The 15965-nt window shown below is 61.7% G+C and carries 18 protein-coding genes; 6 read left to right on the forward strand and 12 right to left on the reverse strand.

Annotated features, from left to right (window positions below):
* The first annotated feature begins 23 nt into the window (after nt 1-23).
* From cyoB to ACPJXG_RS13465, 6 genes are read left to right on the forward strand one after another with little or no spacing between them, the layout of a single operon-like run.
* Nucleotides 24-2027 (forward strand): cytochrome o ubiquinol oxidase subunit I, encoded by a 2004-nt coding sequence (cyoB, locus tag ACPJXG_RS13440; protein WP_034748052.1) that lies wholly within the window; start codon nt 24-26, stop codon nt 2025-2027.
* A complete protein-coding gene (gene cyoC / locus ACPJXG_RS13445) occupies nt 2020-2658 on the forward strand; it encodes a cytochrome o ubiquinol oxidase subunit III (RefSeq protein WP_034788486.1) in 639 nt (212 codons plus the stop codon). The genes cyoB and cyoC overlap by 8 nt, the downstream gene beginning before the upstream one ends.
* Nucleotides 2655-3041 (forward strand): cytochrome o ubiquinol oxidase subunit IV, encoded by a 387-nt coding sequence (gene cyoD / locus ACPJXG_RS13450; protein WP_034748058.1) that lies wholly within the window; start codon nt 2655-2657, stop codon nt 3039-3041. Before cyoC ends, cyoD begins: the two co-directional genes overlap by 4 nt.
* The gene (locus tag ACPJXG_RS13455) at nt 3038-3874 is read left to right on the forward strand and encodes an SURF1 family protein (RefSeq protein ID WP_035819020.1); all 837 of its coding nucleotides are present in this window, start codon (nt 3038-3040) and stop codon (nt 3872-3874) included. Before cyoD ends, ACPJXG_RS13455 begins: the two co-directional genes overlap by 4 nt.
* Nucleotides 3858-5207, forward strand: a complete 1350-nt coding sequence (locus ACPJXG_RS13460) for an ATP-binding protein (RefSeq protein WP_034748064.1) — start codon at nt 3858-3860, stop codon at nt 5205-5207. Before ACPJXG_RS13455 ends, ACPJXG_RS13460 begins: the two co-directional genes overlap by 17 nt.
* On the forward strand, nt 5197-5733 hold the full coding sequence (locus ACPJXG_RS13465; protein WP_099402007.1) for a response regulator transcription factor: 537 nt from the start codon (nt 5197-5199) through the stop codon (nt 5731-5733). The genes ACPJXG_RS13460 and ACPJXG_RS13465 overlap by 11 nt, the downstream gene beginning before the upstream one ends.
* On the opposite strand, the gene ACPJXG_RS13470 is transcribed toward ACPJXG_RS13465, so the two are convergent.
* The 12 genes from ACPJXG_RS13470 to ACPJXG_RS13525 form a co-directional block, all read right to left on the reverse strand.
* Nucleotides 5734-6459, reverse strand: a complete 726-nt coding sequence (locus tag ACPJXG_RS13470) for a hypothetical protein (protein WP_425254547.1) — start codon at nt 6457-6459, stop codon at nt 5734-5736. It lies immediately after the preceding gene.
* 167 nt (nt 6460-6626) lie between these two features.
* Nucleotides 6627-7211 carry a hypothetical protein gene (locus tag ACPJXG_RS13475; protein WP_425254548.1) on the reverse strand — a complete coding sequence of 195 codons (585 nt, stop codon included), beginning with the start codon at nt 7209-7211 and terminating at the stop codon, nt 6627-6629.
* Between the two features lie 27 nt (nt 7212-7238).
* The gene (locus tag ACPJXG_RS13480; protein WP_219309298.1) at nt 7239-7733 is read right to left on the reverse strand and encodes a GNAT family N-acetyltransferase; all 495 of its coding nucleotides are present in this window, start codon (nt 7731-7733) and stop codon (nt 7239-7241) included.
* 104 nt (nt 7734-7837) lie between these two features.
* Nucleotides 7838-8203, reverse strand: a complete 366-nt coding sequence (locus ACPJXG_RS13485) for a hypothetical protein (protein ID WP_425254549.1) — start codon at nt 8201-8203, stop codon at nt 7838-7840.
* Between the two features lie 25 nt (nt 8204-8228).
* Nucleotides 8229-9032 (reverse strand): phosphonate ABC transporter, permease protein PhnE, encoded by an 804-nt coding sequence (phnE, locus tag ACPJXG_RS13490; RefSeq protein ID WP_425254550.1) that lies wholly within the window; start codon nt 9030-9032, stop codon nt 8229-8231.
* On the reverse strand, nt 9029-9841 hold the full coding sequence (locus ACPJXG_RS13495; RefSeq protein ID WP_425254749.1) for a PhnE/PtxC family ABC transporter permease: 813 nt from the start codon (nt 9839-9841) through the stop codon (nt 9029-9031). Before ACPJXG_RS13495 ends, phnE begins: the two co-directional genes overlap by 4 nt.
* An 11-nt stretch (nt 9842-9852) precedes the next feature.
* A complete protein-coding gene (locus ACPJXG_RS13500; RefSeq protein WP_425254551.1) occupies nt 9853-10665 on the reverse strand; it encodes a phosphonate ABC transporter ATP-binding protein in 813 nt (270 codons plus the stop codon).
* Nucleotides 10666-10795: 130 nt separating this feature from the next.
* Complete coding sequence (locus tag ACPJXG_RS13505) at nt 10796-11662, reverse strand: putative selenate ABC transporter substrate-binding protein (protein WP_099377113.1); 867 nt, start codon at nt 11660-11662, stop codon at nt 10796-10798.
* Nucleotides 11663-11688: 26 nt separating this feature from the next.
* Nucleotides 11689-12753, reverse strand: coding sequence for a selenide, water dikinase SelD (gene selD, locus ACPJXG_RS13510; RefSeq protein ID WP_425254552.1), 1065 nt, complete (start codon nt 12751-12753; stop codon nt 11689-11691).
* 104 nt (nt 12754-12857) lie between these two features.
* On the reverse strand, nt 12858-13937 hold the full coding sequence (mnmH, locus tag ACPJXG_RS13515; protein WP_425254553.1) for a tRNA 2-selenouridine(34) synthase MnmH: 1080 nt from the start codon (nt 13935-13937) through the stop codon (nt 12858-12860).
* A gap of 90 nt (nt 13938-14027) precedes the next feature.
* On the reverse strand, nt 14028-14840 hold the full coding sequence (locus ACPJXG_RS13520; RefSeq protein WP_425254554.1) for a hypothetical protein: 813 nt from the start codon (nt 14838-14840) through the stop codon (nt 14028-14030).
* A complete protein-coding gene (locus tag ACPJXG_RS13525) occupies nt 14837-15922 on the reverse strand; it encodes an HBL/NHE enterotoxin family protein (RefSeq protein ID WP_072453575.1) in 1086 nt (361 codons plus the stop codon). Before ACPJXG_RS13525 ends, ACPJXG_RS13520 begins: the two co-directional genes overlap by 4 nt.
* Between the last annotated feature and the right edge of the window lie 43 nt (nt 15923-15965).

Here is a 15965-nt window from a genome sequence, read left to right on the forward strand (position 1 = left end):
CCCTTTTTTCTCTGAGAGTAACAATGCTAGACCATATTGATCTGACGAAGCTTATATTCGGCCGTCTGACTTGGGATGCAATTCCATTTCACGAACCTATCCTGCTGGTGACCTTTGCGATGGTTGCCCTGGGCGGTATCGCACTCGTTGCGGCACTGACGTATTTCCGCGTCTGGGGTACCCTGTGGCGCGACTGGATCACCAGTATCGACCATAAAAAAATCGGTATCATGTACATGATCCTGGGCCTCGTCATGCTGCTGCGCGGCTTTGCCGACGCGCTCATGATGCGTACCCAGCAGGCTGTTGCCTTTGGCGACAATGCCGGCTTCCTGCCACCGCATCACTACGACCAGATCTTCACCGCCCACGGCGTGATCATGATCTTCTTCGTCGCGATGCCTTTCGTGACGGGTCTGATGAACTACGTGGTGCCGCTGCAAATCGGCGCGCGCGACGTGGCTTTCCCTTTCCTGAACAACTTCAGCTTCTGGATGACCACCATGGGCGCCGCCCTGGTCATGGCTTCGCTGTTCGTTGGCGAATTCGCCCGCACGGGCTGGCTGGCATATCCACCGCTGTCGGGCATCGTCGGCAGTCCGGACGTGGGGGTAGACTATTACATCTGGTCCTTGCAGATTGCCGGGGTCGGGACGCTCTTGTCCGGTGTCAACCTGATCGCCACCATCGTCAAGATGCGCGCGCCAGGCATGACCTGGATGAAAATGCCCGTCTTCACCTGGACCGCACTGTGCACCAACATCCTGATCGTCGCCGCTTTCCCGGTACTGACGGCCGTGCTGGCCATGCTGTCGCTGGACCGCGTTGCAGGCTTTAACTTCTTCACGACGGAACTGGGCGGCAACGCCATGATGTACGTCAACCTGATCTGGATCTGGGGTCACCCGGAAGTCTACATCCTGATCCTGCCGCTGTTCGGCGTGTTCTCGGAAGTCGTCGCCACGTTCAGCAGCAAGCGCCTGTTCGGCTACGCCTCGATGGTGTACGCCACCTGCGTCATCATGATCCTGTCGTACCTGGTATGGCTGCATCACTTCTTCACCATGGGTTCGGGCGCCAGCGTCAACTCCTTCTTCGGCATCACGACGATGATCATTTCGATCCCGACGGGCGCGAAGATCTTCAACTGGTTGTTTACCATGTACCGCGGCCGTATCCGCTTTGAACTGCCTATGCTGTGGACGATCGGCTTCATGGTCACCTTCACCATCGGCGGCATGACCGGCGTGTTGCTGGCCGTACCACCAGCGGACTTCGTGCTGCACAACAGCCTGTTCCTGATCGCCCACTTCCATAACGTGATTATCGGCGGCGTGGTCTTCGGTGTATTTGCTGCAATCAACTACTGGTACCCGAAAGCCTTCGGTTACAAGCTCGACGTGTTCTGGGGCAAGTGCTCGTTCTGGTTCTGGTTCGTCGGCTTCTACCTGGCCTTCATGCCGCTGTACGTGCTGGGCCTGATGGGCGTGACCCGTCGTGTCAACCACTTTGAAGATCCATCGTTGCAAATCTGGACCATCATCGCCTGGTTTGGCGCCGTCTCGATCGCACTGGGTATCGCTTCCATGCTGATCCAGTTCTTCGTCAGCTACCGCAACCGTCACGCCCTGCGCGACGTGACCGGTGACCCATGGGGTGGCCGTACGCTGGAATGGTCGACGTCGTCGCCACCGCCAGACTATAATTTCGCCTTCACGCCACAAGTGCACGAACTCGATGCATGGACTGACATGAAGAAACACGGTTACCAGCGTCCGACGTCCGGTTTCACGAAGATCCACATGCCGAAGAACACCTGGGCTGGTTTCGTGATCGCCGCGCTGAGCGCACTGGTTGGTTTTGGCCTGATCTGGCAAATGTGGCTCGTCGCCAGCATCGGCTTCGTGATCATGATGGTCACCATCATCGTCCATACCTTTAACTACAAGCGCGATTACTACATTCCTGCGGAAGAAGTGGTCCGTACCGAAGACGCTTATACTAAATTGCTGAGCAGCCATGTCTGATACCATCGCCCATAACACCGGCGCCGCTGGCGCCGCACCAAGCACGCGCAGCTACTTTGTGCGTGAGCACCACCCGGAAAACGGCAGCCTGCTGGGTTTCTGGCTCTACCTGATGAGCGATTGCCTGATCTTCGCCTGTCTGTTCGCCACGTACGCCGTGGTCGGCCGCAGCTATGCGGACGGCCCGACGGGCGCCGCGCTGTTCGACCTGCCGCTGGTGGCCGTCAACACGGCCATGCTGCTGCTGTCGTCGATCACCTACGGCTTCGCCATGCTGGCCATGCAGCGCAAGCAATTGCGCAGCACCCTGGTCTGGCTGGGCATCACGGGCCTGTTCGGCCTGGCCTTCCTGTCGCTGGAAATGTATGAATTCATTCATCTGATCCACGAAGGCGCCGGTCCGCAGCGCAGCGCGTTCCTGTCGTCGTTCTTCGCACTGGTCGGCACCCACGGCTTGCACGTGACGTTTGGCGTGATCTGGCTCGTGACCTTGATGTTCCAGTTGAACAAGCATGGCCTGACTCCGGAAAACGGCCGTCGCATGATGTGCCTGTCGCTGTTCTGGCACTTCCTGGACGTCATCTGGATTGGCGTCTTCACCTTTGTCTACCTGATGGGAGTGCTGCCATGAGCGACCACCACACACACGGCGATAGCCACCACCATGACAACCACGATCATGGCAGCCTGAAAAGCTACACGATCGGTTTCATCCTGTCGGTGATCCTGACGGCCATCCCGTTCTGGCTGGTGATGACGAAAGCCATCACCAACTCGGGCACCATGGGCCTGGTCCTGCTGGCGTTCGCGGCTGTTCAAGTCGTGGTGCACATGGTGTACTTCCTGCACATGAACACCAAGTCCGAAGGCGGCTGGAACATGATGGCGCTGATCTTCACGATCATGATCGTGGGCATCGCCATGGCCGGTTCCCTGTGGGTCATGTACCACATGAACCACAACATGATGCCGGATCTGATGCCTGAGTACATGCATACGAAAACGGCTCCATGATGAGTAATACGCGCCCAAGCAACACCGGGCGCGCCCCTGGCGCCGCATCGCAAGATGCCGCGCCAGGCCCACGCGGCATGGTCGTGCATTATTCAAAAATTGCATTGGCCTTGCTGGCGGGGATCTTGTTTGCCGGTTTCTGTGCCCTGGGCACCTGGCAAGTCAAGCGTCTGTTCTGGAAGCTTGACCTGATCGAGCGCGTCGAACAACGCGTACATGCGCCCGCAACGGACGCACCTGGACCCGCAGCCTGGGCCAGCATCACGCAGCAAACGGATGAATACCGCCATGTGCGACTCTCCGGTACCTATCTCCCCATTTTCAATACCCTGGTGCAAGCAACGACGGCACTGGGCAGCGGTTACTGGCTGATGACGCCCTTGCGTCTGGCCGATGGCAGCACCGTGCTGGTCAACCGCGGCTTCGTGCCGAAACGGGAAGGCATCGCCGCCAGCACGCCGGCCGGTATCGTCCACGTCGACGGCTTGCTGCGCGTCAGCGAGACGGGCGGCGGTTTCCTGCGCGAAAACAGTCCTGCCACGCAGCACTGGTATTCGCGCGACGTGGCCGCCATCGGCGCCTCGCACATGCTGAGCAATGTGGCGCCGTATTTTGTCGATGCGAAGGCCAAATCGGAAACGGCCGTTGATGCACCCGTCGGCGGCCTGACCGTGATTTCCTTCCACAACAACCACCTCGTGTACGCCTTGACGTGGTTCGCGCTGGCCCTGATGGTGGCCGGCATCACGTGGTGGCTCGTGCGCGAAGACAAGCGCCGCCGCGCGCGCCGTAGTGCCGGCACGCAAGAGAGTGACCATGCCGGGCAGGATTGAGATCCTGCCCAACCGCGAAGTGTTAGAGCGCGGTGCGGTGGCGGCCGAGATGGAACATCCGGCCGGCCACCAGAACATGAAGTTGCTGATCCAGCTGCGCTGGCTGGCCGTGATCGGCCAGATCAGCACGATCTTCGGCGTGGGCGTGGGACTGGGCATCGCCTTGCCCGTGCCTTACATGCTCGAAGTGCTGTCCTGCCTCATCGCTTTTAATCTTGCCAGCCTCTTGCGCTGGCACGAACGCCAGCCCGTTTCCAACACGGCCCTGTTCCTCGCTCTGCTGGTCGACGTCACCGTGCTGACGGCCCAGCTCTACCTGAGCGGCGGCATCAGCAACCCGTTTGCCTTCCTGTACCTGCTGCAAGTCATCCTCAGCGCCGTGCTGCTGGAAGTGTGGTCGACCTGGATCATGGTGGCCATCACCAGCCTGTGCCTGGCCGGCCTGGCCTTGCTGCCCGGCCCCTTGATCCTGCCGATCGACCCGGAGCGGGGCTTTTCCAGCCTCTACGTGCAGGGCCTGCTGATCTGCTTCATTTTGAACGCGGCCTTGCTGGTGGTGTTCATCACGCGCATCAACCGCAACCAGCGCGCTGGCGACGCCAAGGTGGCGGACTTGCGCCAGCGCGCGGCGGAAGAAGAGCACATCATCCGCATGGGCTTGCTTGCCTCGGGCGCCGCGCACGAGCTGGGCACGCCGCTGGCAACCCTCTCCGTCATCCTCGGCGACTGGCGCCGCATGCCGGAACTGAGCAAGAATAGCGAATTGCTGGAAGAAATCACGGAAATGCAGGCGCAGTTGCAGCGCTGCAAGAGCATCGTCAGCGGCATTCTGTTGTCGGCGGGCGAGGCGCGCGGGGAATCTTCCGTGAAAACGACGATCAATACCTTCCTCAACGACCTGGTCGACGAGTGGCGCACCAGCCGGCCGATCCAGGGTTTCGAGTACGATAACCGCATCGAGCACGACGTGCCCGTCGTCTTTGATTCGACCCTGAAACAAACCATTTGCAATGTGCTCGACAATGCGTTGGAAGCGTCGCCCGAGTGGCTGCGCTTTGAAGCCACGCGCGAAGCGGACGCCTTGCACCTGGTCATTACCGATGCGGGTCCCGGCTTCGAGCCGTCGATGCTGACGCACCTGGGCAAGCCGTATCAAAGCAGCAAGGGCAAGCCCGGCGGCGGTCTCGGACTGTTCCTGGTGGTCAATGTCGCGCGTACCCTGGGCGGCACGGTGACGGCACGCAACCGGGTGCAGGGCGGGGCGGTGGTGCACCTGGCCTTGCCGCTGGCGGCCATCAAACTGGAAAGAGAAAGCGACCACCATGCAGGATGACCGTCTGTTACTGATCATCGAAGACGACGCCGCGTTTGCCCGCACCCTGGGCCGCTCGTTCGAACGGCGCGGCTATCAGGTCATCCTGGCCACCAATTTCGACGAAGCGAGCGCCTTGCTGGAGCAGCATTGCCCCGACTACGCCGTCGTCGATTTGAAACTCAACGGCAATACCTCGGGTCTGGCCTGCGTGCAAATGCTGCACCAGCACGACCCGGACATGCTGATCGTCGTGCTCACCGGCTACGCCAGCATCGGCACGGCTGTCGAAGCCATCAAACTGGGCGCCTGCCAGTACCTGGCGAAACCGTCGAATACGGACGACATCGAAGCGGCCTTCGGCCACGTGGCCGGCAACGCCGACATCGAACTGACGAACCGCGCCACCAACATCAAGACCCTGGAATGGGAACGCATCCACGAAATGCTGGCCGAGACGGATTTCAATATCTCGGAAACGGCGAGAAGGCTGGGCATGCACCGGCGCACCTTGGCACGCAAGCTGGAAAAGCAGCGGGTGAAATAGTCACCGCGCAGTTTGGGCGTCGTCGAACGTCAGCTCGACAACGCTGTCATCGCCCCAGTCCTGTTCCCGCAACGGCGGCGTGAACGACGTTCCACTGAAGGGCACGGGCGCGCTTTTGCCGTTGTAGCTGATTGTCGCGGCCGTGATGCGCCGTGGTTCGGAAAAGCTGTAGGTGCCCTTTTGCGACACGAAGTTGCAGGGACCGCCCAGTGCGCCCATCGCCGTGCGCATGGCGAAAGGCAAGGTGTCCTTGTCGATGGCCCAATGCACTTCGCACGCCAGCCGCAGGTCGCCCAGGCGGCGGATGGTGTCGCTGGTGGCCGCGCTCCTGACGTAGGGAATCCACCGGACCGAGCCAGCCTTGCGGTTCACGCTCAGCTCGGCCTTTTCATACAGCGGACCTTGCTCGACGGGCAAGCTGAAGATATTGCGCTCGTTCAGCGGGATCGCCATCCCCGCTTCGTCGCTTTCCAGCCGCAGTGCGAGGGCGTGCATGTCGACATCGGCACGGCGCGGCTCCAAGATGAAGCGCAACTGCGCGCCAGGCGCCAGCGCGTGTTTTTCCTCGAAGCGTTTGACGCCCTTGAGCATGGCACTGTAGGGCTTCCAGTCCGGATCCCGGATGCCTTTGACATTGACGGAGGCCGCGACATCCTGAGCGGATGGCTCCGTGGCTTGCGCCGTATCCGCCTGGGCCTGTACCGCGGCGCCGTATAAACACAGCATAAGACCAGCTATTGCACGCATATTCATCCTGTTCATTTGACTCCCAAGTAATCGTAATCCCAGCTTGGCAGAGTGTAGAAAAAAACACAGGCGCCAGGTGGTTTTTAAGACAGGATGTCAATCGGGATGAATGGAGTGCCTGAAATCGCTGTTTTCCGGATTCGCCATCAATGATCTGCGGCTTTAATGGCGGTGCCCGAAATGACCAATGCCTCGTGCTCATAGGCGCCCAGATGGCCATAATGACCTTTGGGACTGAGATAAGCGACAATATGCACAAGCGGCTGCTCATAGGCTGAATTGGGCGCCACCAGGCCAACGTCCCGCCATGCAACACTGCCGAAGGAATTTAGCCACCATGGGCCGGCGTCACCAAGGTCAAGCTGGGCCGGCTGGAACATGCTCTTTTCAAAGCCTCGCGACCAGACGCCATCGCGTTCGATGGTACGGTAGCCATAGCCTGCCATGATATTGGCCCGTTCGGATGGATGGTCGCGCCAATAGCGTTGACCATTCGTGTAGGCATCACGCATGACGTCTGATTGCGTGAGAATTCCACCGTATGGATGAGTCAAGCCTTGAAAGAACCACTGCGCATATTCGGCTGGCGGCGTGGATGCTTGCTTGTTCGCCGCCTCTGATTGCGCAAACGCATGGGCATATTCAAGAACGATCTGTGGAATATTGCCAGCGTTTGCCTTGCCGGCAAGGGCGCTTATGAATAGCAGGACTGTTGCAATAGATCGTCGCATCGCGTTTCCTCTTTCCATTGTTAATGTCTAGGCAGGCTCCCGCCATTCCATTTTCTGCACCTGGATATGCGGATGGCTTTCCAGCGCTTCCCATTCCGGCAAAAAGACAAAGCCCTGTTTCTGATAAAACGCGGCCGCGCGCGCATTTTCCGGTGCCACGTCAAGCACCAGGCGAGGATGGCCATTGTTCACGGCGCATTGTTTCACGGCATCGACCAGGCCCTGCGCCACGGCCAGGCCCCGATATTCGCGATGCACCCACATGGCGATCAGATGGCACTCGCCATTGCCGGCCACCACTTGCGCGGCGAGGCCAATGGGTTTGTCGCCATCAAAGGCGAGGAAAAAGGTGCGCTGCGGCGTGCTGACGGCACGCTGCTGCCAGTCGGCATCGGAAAAACCGGCCGCGCTGGCATGGCTGGCGCCAAAGGCCGTGGGGGCGTCGAGCAGGGCGGCCAGGCGCGCGGCTTTCAGGGCGGGCCAGTCGCTGGCGGTGGTGGGGCGGATGAGAATATTGTTCAAATCTTCAGGATTCCTCAGGCGACAAGGTCAGTCATAGCGGTCATTGGCGATATTAACAGCATCGCTGCCGTGCCGGCTTCCCGTTCATATTTATCGGATGCAACTCAGGACTGGTCCCACACTTCGATGGTCAGCAGTTGATCGGGTTCACAGACGGCAATGCGGTTCTTGTGCACGGTAATGCAGCCGGGCCAGCCCGTCAGCTGGCCTTGCGGAAATTCGCCATCCAGCGCCTCGGCAATGCCCGCCTGCAGCAGGGGAACGATGTCGCTTGCCAGCGCCGTGTAGCGGTTGGGAAAGCCGTTGAAGGTCAGCTGGGTCGCTTTGCCTTGCTGGCACAGTTGCGCGATCCAGTCCGCGCCGAACAGGCCCGCTTCCCACGTGGCGAGAAATGCATCCTTGTTGACTTGCGTCATGTCGGCCATTTGCTCCGGCGTTTCTGTCGAGATAATGGTCCACCAGCCTGACATGGCTTGTCCTTGTGAAAAGTGAAAGTTAACGGGTCATGGCGCGGCGCAGCAGGTAGCTGAGGCCGTCGACGGCGGCCACCATCAGCAGCATGGCGACGATGACTGTAGCGGCGTTCTGCATCTGGAACAGCGACAGATGGTATTTCAGCATCTGCCCCAGGCCGCCCGCACCGACGACGCCGAGGATGGCGGCGGCGCGGATATTGTTTTCCCAGCGGTACAAAGTGTAGGACATCATCTGCGGGCTGCATTGCGGCAAGGTGGCGTACAGGAAGGCCACGGCGGGCCGTGCGCCGTTGATGCGCAAGGTGGCGGCCGGCAAGGGCGGACAATTTTCAAACGCGTCGGCAAACAATCGGCCCAGCACGCCGACCGTGTGCAGGGCCAGCGCCAGGGTGCCTGCAAACGGGCCCAGGCCGGCGGCGATCAGCAAAATCGAAGCCCACACCAGTTCCGGGACCGAACGCAGCACGTTGAGCACCGCGCGCGTGGCGTTGCGCGCCAAGGAACCAAAGCGGCCACTGGCGGGCAGGGCCAGCAGGGCCCCCAATATTGCCGCGATGACCGTGCCGATGGCCGACATGGCCAGGGTTTCAAACGTGGCCACGCCGACTTTCATGAGGAAGTTCGGCGCCAGCTCGGGCGGGGCGAAGCCGTGCAGGAAGTCGGCGCTCGTGCGCACGGCGTCGGCGCTGAAGAACTCGCCCCATTTCAGGGGCAGGGTGGCGAAGCTGGCGATGACCAGCAGCAGCAAACCGGCCAGCAAGGCCCAGGTCGACCAGCGCACGGGGGCAGGCGCGGGTATCGCGGCGAAATTCGGATGCTTCATGCCAGCCTCCGGCGCAGCATGGCGGACACGGCGTCGGCGCCCGCCACCAGCAGCACGAACACCATCAGCATGGTGGCCAGCTCATTGCCCGCCATCATTTTCATCGATTCATCCATGCGCTGGCCCAGGCCGCCCGCGCCGACAAAGCCCATGACAACGGAGCCGCGGATCGCGCATTCCCAGCGGTAAATCGTATATGACACCAGTTCGGCGGCCGATTCGGGCAAGGCGCCGTACAGCAAGGCTTTCAGGCGGCCGCTGCCATTGTGGAGCAGGGCGTTGCAGGCGGACGCATCCGATGATTCGAGGATTTCCGCGTAGACCTTGCCCAGCATGCCGCAATAGGTAAGGGCAATGGCGATCACGCCGGCCGTCGGCCCCAGGCCGACGATGCGCACTAATAATAATGCCCAGACCAGTTCCGGTACGCTGCGCAGCAGCACCAGCAGCGCACGGACTGCGTGGCGCAAGGCGGCGGCCAGCGGCGACACTTTGCCGCTGCCGATGCGCGAGATCGACAGGCGCTCCGTCACCAGCAGGGTCAATGGGATGGCGCCCAGCATGGCCAGCGCCATGCCGGCCGTGGCCATGGCGATGGTTTCCCAGCTGGACACAGCCACCAGTTGCAAAAATTCCAGCGAGTGGGCGGGCGGCACGAAGCTGGCGATGAATTGCCAGGTGGCCGCCAGGCTTTGCGCATCCCATAAAATCCACGGCTTGAATTCGGCCTGCACCAGCATCGGCCACAGCACGAGCAGCACGACGGCAGCGCCGGTCAGCCGGCCGCGCCAGGCGGGGTCGCGCGGCATGGCGGTGCTCTTCAGCAAAGGGGCCTCGCCGCGTCCAGATTCGTTTCCACGGCCTCGAACTTCGGCGCCGGATCGGCCTTGTTGCGGTACAGCTCGGCGATCATGGCGTCGCTGACCTCGCTGCTGGGCGCATCGAACACGATCTGGCCATCGCGCAGGGCGACGATGCGCGTAAAGCAGGCACGGGCGATTTCCACCTGGTGCAGGCTGCAGATCAGGGTGGCGTTGCGTTCCGCCGCTTCGGCCTGCAGCACATGGATCGTCTGCAAGGCCAGTGTGGGGTCGAGTGCGGACAAGGGTTCGTCGACGAGGAACACTTGCGCATCCGACACGAGTGCGCGGGCCATGCCGCAGCGCTGGCGTTCGCCGCCGGACAGACGGTCGACACGCGCATACAGTTTGTCTTGCAGATTGAATTTACCGAGCGCTTCCCACGCGGCGCGCGGGTCGACGGGCGCCAGCAGGGAGCGCATCGCCGTCCACAAGCTCCATTGCGGCAAGCGGCCCGCCAGCACGGCGTTGACGACCCGCTGGCGCGGCGGCAGCGGCGGCGTTTGCGGCGCCAGGAACAAGCGCGCGCGCAAGCGGTGGCGCGCGGCGCTGGCGACTTGCCAGGGTGAAGTGCCCAGGATGTTCAATGTGCCTGATGCCGGACGCAGCGCGCAGGCCAAGGTGTGCAGCAAGCTGGTCTTGCCGGCGCCGGAGGGGCCGATCAGGGCGATCTGTTCACCTTGGGCCACGTCCAGGTCCAGCTCGCGCAGCGCCAGCGCATTGCCGGCGGCGCCCGCGTGGTGGACGGAGACCTTGTGAAGTTGGAATGTCATGCGATGTTTCGGTTTTTTTGGGGCGGTGTCGGATTACGCGGCTGCGCCGCTAATCCGACCTACGCCATACAACGGACAGCGTAGGTCGGATTAGTCCGCAGGACGTAATCCGACAGGTTCGGCAATAAAGTTACTTCAACAACTTCGCATCGCGCGCGGCCGCTTCGATATCCTTGTAGTTCTCGGCCTTGGTCGGGATGAACTTGGTGGCGCGCTGGAGTTCGAGGATTTCCTTGCCTTCGGCCGTCGATGGATCGAGCGCCAGGAAGGCGTCCGTCAGCTTCTTGCGCACGACGGGGTTCATGTCGGCGCGCACGCTCCAGTTGTAATCGTAGTAGCCCGGTGTCGTGTAGAACACGCGCACTTTGCTGGGATCGACTTTTTTGGCTTCGACCAGTTTTTCCCAAACGGAAATGTTCAAGGTACCCGCATCGACCTTGCCGCCGGCAACTGCCGCCACGGTGGCGTCATGCGCGCCCGAAAACGCGATGCGCTTCATGTCCGTGTCCGGATTGATCTTGGCTGCCAGCAAGTAGTAACGCGGCATCAAGTGACCGGAGGTCGACGATTCCGAACCAAACGTGAAATTCTTGCCTTTCAGGTCCGACAACTGATTGATGTCCTTGCTGGTGGTCACGAACACCGAGCGGAACTTCGTGTCTTCCTCGCGCTGTACCAGCGGGACGATCTTGCCGCCGCTGCGCACGTTCGCTTGCACGAAAGTAAAACCGCCGAACCAGACCATGTCGAGCTTGTTGTTGATCAAGCCTTCCACGGAGGCCGCGTAATCGGTGACAGGCGTAAATTCCACCTTCATGCCCAGCTTTTTCTCCAGGTAGCTGCCCAGCGGCTTGAATTTGCGCTGCAACTCCGTCGGCGCTTCGTCGGGAATGGCGGACACGCGCAGCACTTGCTGCGCCTGCGCCAGGCCGCTGTGGATGGCCAGGGTAGCGGCAACGGTGGCCAGGATGGCGGGGAATTTTGAGAATGTGGTCATGGGACTGCCTTTAAAAAAATTGTTCATTAATATACGGAAACCCCGGTCGTGCCTTCCAGCATCTCGCCGATAACGACGGCGTCGGCAAAACCTTCGGCGCGGAAAATCGCCAGCACTTGCTCGACGGCTTCCGGCGCGCAGGCCACCAGCAGGGGGCCGGCCGTTTGCGGGTCCGTCAAAATGGCCTTGTCGATGGCGCTCAGGCTGTCGGCCAGCGCCACTTGCGCGCCGTAGCCTTGCCAGTTGCGGCCGGAGGCGCCCGTGATGTTGCCGTTGTGCGCCAGTTGCTGCACTTGCGGCAGCAGCGGCACGGAATCCATGGCGATGCGCGCCTGCAACTTGGCGCCGCGCGCCAGTTCCAGGGTGTGGCCCAGCAAGCCGAAGCCCGTTACGTCCGTCAGCGCATGCACGCCGTCGAGCAAAGCCAGCTTCTTGCCCGGGGTATTCAATTTGGTGGTGTTGGCTATCAGGGAAGCGTAACCACCCGCATCGAGTGCATTCTTCTTCAGCGCGGCCGACAAGATGCCCACGCCGATCGGTTTGCCCAATACCAGCTTGTCGCCGACGCGCGCGCCCGCGTTGCGTTTCACTTGCGATGGGTGAACCAGGCCCAGCACGACCAGGCCATAGATCGGCTCGACGGAATCGATGGTGTGGCCGCCCGCGATGGGGATGCCGGCCTGGGCGCAGATGGTTTCGCCGCCTTTTAATATGAGGCCGATGGTTTCCACGGGCAGCTTGTTGATCGGCATGCCGACCAGGGCCAGCGCCATGATGGGCGTGCCGCCCATGGCGTACACGTCGGAAATGGCATTGGTGGCGGCGATGCGGCCGAAGTCGAACGGGTCGTCGACGATGGGCATGAAGAAATCCGTCGTGGCGATCAGGGCCTGCTCGTCGTTGAGCTGGTAGACGGCCGCGTCATCCGAGGTTTCTATGCCGACCAGCAATTCCTTCGGCAGGGGAAAGCCGCCGCTGCCCTTCAAAATGTCGGCCAGCACGCCCGGCGCAATTTTGCAGCCGCAGCCGCCGCCATGGGCAAATTCGGTCAATCGGATGGGGGTATTTGGTGTTACTGCGCTATCTGACATGGGAGTTCCTGCTGATGTTGTGTACTGCTATGATCATTTTTACCCCAGACGCAAAATCTGGGGTCGGACCCTCAGGGTCCGACCCCGGTATTCTGCCTTTGGGTTCATTGCTTTCCGTCTCCGACGATAGCACATAATGCGCGCGCGGCTTGCTCAAAGGCATGTTCTGAAATATCGGGCAGTACCAGCGGCGTCGCCTGGGCGTAGCGGCTGAAGTTGCGGGCAATCGATTGCCGGTAAACGGGGTCGTAATGCTGTACCAGCAGTTCTTCCACCAGCTCGGCCATCCGGCCAGACGTGCCCAGTTGCTGCCAGTGGGCAATTTTCTCCTTGCCATGCAGCTGCGTCAGCAGGGCCAGCTGCACGTTCAGGCGCGCCGGGTCGCCGACGAAATGGTCATAGTCCTGCATCAGCAATTGCACGCGCTGGTCTGTTGCCAGCCGGACGTCCGTACAAGCGGCCGCGCGCATCTTTTCCATCAGCGCATCGGGCACGCGCAAACGGCCCACTTTCTTGCTTTCCGATTCGATGAAGACGGGCAGTGCCGGGTCGAAAGTGCGCAGTTGCTGCCACAGCGCGCTTTCAAACGCTTTTTGCGATGGCTGGTCTTCCTCGGGCAAGCCGCCCAGCACGGAACCGCGGTGGGCCGCCAATTGCTCCAGGTCGATCACTTGCGCGCCTTGGCTGTCCAGCACTTGCAGCAAGCGGCTCTTGCCACTGCCCGTGGGACCGCACAGCACGTTGATGAAGTCGAAGGGCTCGGGCAGGGTGGCCAGCTCGGCGTTCACGTGGCGCCGGTAATCCTTGTAGCCGCCCTCGAGCTGCGTGACGGGCCAGCCGATGCGCGCCAGGATGTGCGCCATGGCGCCGCTGCGGTTGCCGCCGCGCCAGCAGTAGACGAGCGGCTTCCAATGCTGCGGGTGGCCGAGCAAACCCTCTTCGATATGCCGCGCGATATTTTTCGCCACCAGCGCCGCGCCCAGCTTCTTCGCTTCAAACGCGCTCGTCTGCTTGTATAAGGTGCCCACGCGCACGCGCTGTTCGTCGTCGAGCACGGGCAGGTTGATGGCGCCCGGCAAGTGGTCTTCCGCGAACTCGGACGGGCTGCGCACATCAATGATGGCATCGAACTCGCTCAAGCGGGGCAGGATGTCGCTGAAAGGCTGAACTGCGGGGTATTTCATCGTGGCGCGGGTGCTGGCAAGGGGAAAGACGTATTATCCCCGATAAACGCCCGTGCCGTCAGTCCCTGCAAGCAATGGATGCCAGGCGCTTCAAGCGGCATCCGTGCCCAGGGCGGCCAGTTCCGTGCTGGCGGCCGTCGCCATCAAGGCAATGACGACCGCGGCATCGCCCGCGTCCAGGTCGCCGCTGACCTCGAGCAGGTCGCTGACGAGAAAATTGACGGCATTGCGCACGCCTGAAATGCTGCTGGCGAGGCCCTGGCAATCCGTGCCCAGCTGCTGGCACGCCGCCGTCATGCCATTGAAGGCACCGATCTGGCCATTCAAGCCGCCGATCTGGCCTTGCAGGTCGCTGACATCGGATTTCCATTTCAAGTACAGACCGAGGGCCACGGCCAGTCCGACCAGACCGAACGGACCGAGCGCCAGCAGATAGTAATAGCGCTTTTGCGCCGCATCGAGTTCGCTTTGCGCGTCGCCCAGTTGCCCCTGCAAGCTTGTCACCTGGCTTTGCAGTCCCGCTTCGACGCCGGCAAGCTGGTTGAAATACCCCATCAATTGCGCCGTTTGCGCCGTCAACGTGCCGGCCGTGGCGTTGGCTGTGCCTTGCAGCTGCTGTGCCTGTTGTTGCAGGGCAGACATCGCCGCCTTGATATCGGGCAGCGGCGCTTGCGCCGACAGCATGGTTTGTACTTGCGCCAGCTGCGGCGTTGCCGTCTGGACGAAGGCGGCAACAGCCTGTTGCAGCGCGCGCGTCTGCGTCACCATGGGCTGGATCAAGGCATTGCAGCCGGCCTGGATCTGCTGGGCGGCTGGCGGCAAGCTACCGAGGGCCGCGATCTGCTGCTGCGCGGCCAGCAGGTTGGCGAGGGTTTGCGTCAGCAGGCCGGCCATGGCGCTCACGCCGCTGCGGCAACGGCCGCTTCGCCCACCGTCTGGCCCTTGGGCGCGACGATGCTGGTGACGCCCGTCATCTGGCCCTTGATGGTGGTGATGTCCGTGGTGACGGCTTGCATTTCCGTGTTGGCGGCCGTCAGGAACAGGGTGCGGATGGTGTCCGTGTTTTGTATGCCTTGCTGGAGGTCGCTGATCAGGCTGCCCAGGTCGCTGCTGAGGAATTCCCACGCGTTTTCCATCTGCGTGGCCGATTGCACGGCCGCCTGCACCTGGTTCGACAGGCTGGCATAGCCGCTGCTGATGCCGGTGGCCAGCTTGACTTCGGCCGTCAGCGACGCTTCCTGTCCCAGCAAGGTCGCCTTTTCATCGTTCAGGTTTTTCAGGGTGATGGCCGAGGCCACTTCGCCGCCTATGCCGGCGGCCACGACGGCAACACCGGCCACCACCAGCGGCGTCGACGTGCCTGCCGTGACGAAATCGGCCACGCCCCCGACGACGACCATGAAGGTGCCGCCCACGATGGCCAGGCCGCTCAGCACGGTACCGGCAATGGCGCCGTCGATCTGGCCCTGGATGGTGCCGAGCTGGCTGTTGATGGAGCTGAGCACGCCATTGTCGCCATTCACGGCCGCGTTCAGGTCGCTGACGGTGGTGGAGAACGAGGCGGAATCCGTGGTCAGGTTGTCGTGCAAGGTCTGCAGGGCGCTGACGACGCCATTCGCGGCCGTCTGGTATTGCTGGGATTGCTGCTGCAGCGCCGTCAGGGTGGCGATCCATTGCGCCTCGGTCGAGCCGGTAGGCAAGGCCGTCAGCACGGCATTGTTGAGCGCATAGTAATTGCCGATATTGGCGATGTTGGCAATGATCGTGGGCTGGATGACATTCAGGTAGGCGGTGGCGTGGGTTTGCGCCTGACCCAGGCCATCGTTGATTTGCGACTGGTATTTCAGCAAATTGGCGTCGCCCGAAAAATCCACGCTGGGCTGCTCGTTGATGCTGTTGGCGTAGGTTTGTATCAGCAGCGCTTGTGAACATTGCGCTTTGTTGGCGGTGCTGATGCCTTGTGCTGCCTGGTTTTGATTCGACATGCGCGGCTCCTCGGATGGATCGTTGTGGGGACAAGCGGTGGCA

The sequence above is a fragment of the Janthinobacterium sp. NFX145 genome, assembly GCF_049810325.1.
Lineage (GTDB): Bacteria > Pseudomonadota > Gammaproteobacteria > Burkholderiales > Burkholderiaceae_D > Janthinobacterium > Janthinobacterium rivuli.

Coding starts and splice junctions, on each gene's coding strand:
- ACPJXG_RS13500 (WP_425254551.1), bottom strand. CDS start 10,665: ATGACATTCCAACTTCACAAGGTCTCCGTCCACCACGCGGGCGCCGCC.
- ACPJXG_RS13455 (WP_035819020.1), top strand. CDS start 3,038: ATGATGAGTAATACGCGCCCAAGCAACACCGGGCGCGCCCCTGGCGCC.
- ACPJXG_RS13505 (WP_099377113.1), bottom strand. CDS start 11,662: ATGACCACATTCTCAAAATTCCCCGCCATCCTGGCCACCGTTGCCGCT.
- ACPJXG_RS13525 (WP_072453575.1), bottom strand. CDS start 15,922: ATGTCGAATCAAAACCAGGCAGCACAAGGCATCAGCACCGCCAACAAA.
- cyoC (WP_034788486.1), top strand. CDS start 2,020: ATGTCTGATACCATCGCCCATAACACCGGCGCCGCTGGCGCCGCACCA.
- ACPJXG_RS13465 (WP_099402007.1), top strand. CDS start 5,197: ATGCAGGATGACCGTCTGTTACTGATCATCGAAGACGACGCCGCGTTT.
- ACPJXG_RS13495 (WP_425254749.1), bottom strand. CDS start 9,841: ATGCCGCGCGACCCCGCCTGGCGCGGCCGGCTGACCGGCGCTGCCGTC.
- cyoD (WP_034748058.1), top strand. CDS start 2,655: ATGAGCGACCACCACACACACGGCGATAGCCACCACCATGACAACCAC.
- cyoB (WP_034748052.1), top strand. CDS start 24: ATGCTAGACCATATTGATCTGACGAAGCTTATATTCGGCCGTCTGACT.
- phnE (WP_425254550.1), bottom strand. CDS start 9,032: ATGAAGCATCCGAATTTCGCCGCGATACCCGCGCCTGCCCCCGTGCGC.
- ACPJXG_RS13470 (WP_425254547.1), bottom strand. CDS start 6,459: ATGCTGTGTTTATACGGCGCCGCGGTACAGGCCCAGGCGGATACGGCG.
- mnmH (WP_425254553.1), bottom strand. CDS start 13,937: ATGAAATACCCCGCAGTTCAGCCTTTCAGCGACATCCTGCCCCGCTTG.
- ACPJXG_RS13485 (WP_425254549.1), bottom strand. CDS start 8,203: ATGTCAGGCTGGTGGACCATTATCTCGACAGAAACGCCGGAGCAAATG.
- ACPJXG_RS13460 (WP_034748064.1), top strand. CDS start 3,858: ATGCCGGGCAGGATTGAGATCCTGCCCAACCGCGAAGTGTTAGAGCGC.
- selD (WP_425254552.1), bottom strand. CDS start 12,753: ATGTCAGATAGCGCAGTAACACCAAATACCCCCATCCGATTGACCGAA.
- ACPJXG_RS13475 (WP_425254548.1), bottom strand. CDS start 7,211: ATGCGACGATCTATTGCAACAGTCCTGCTATTCATAAGCGCCCTTGCC.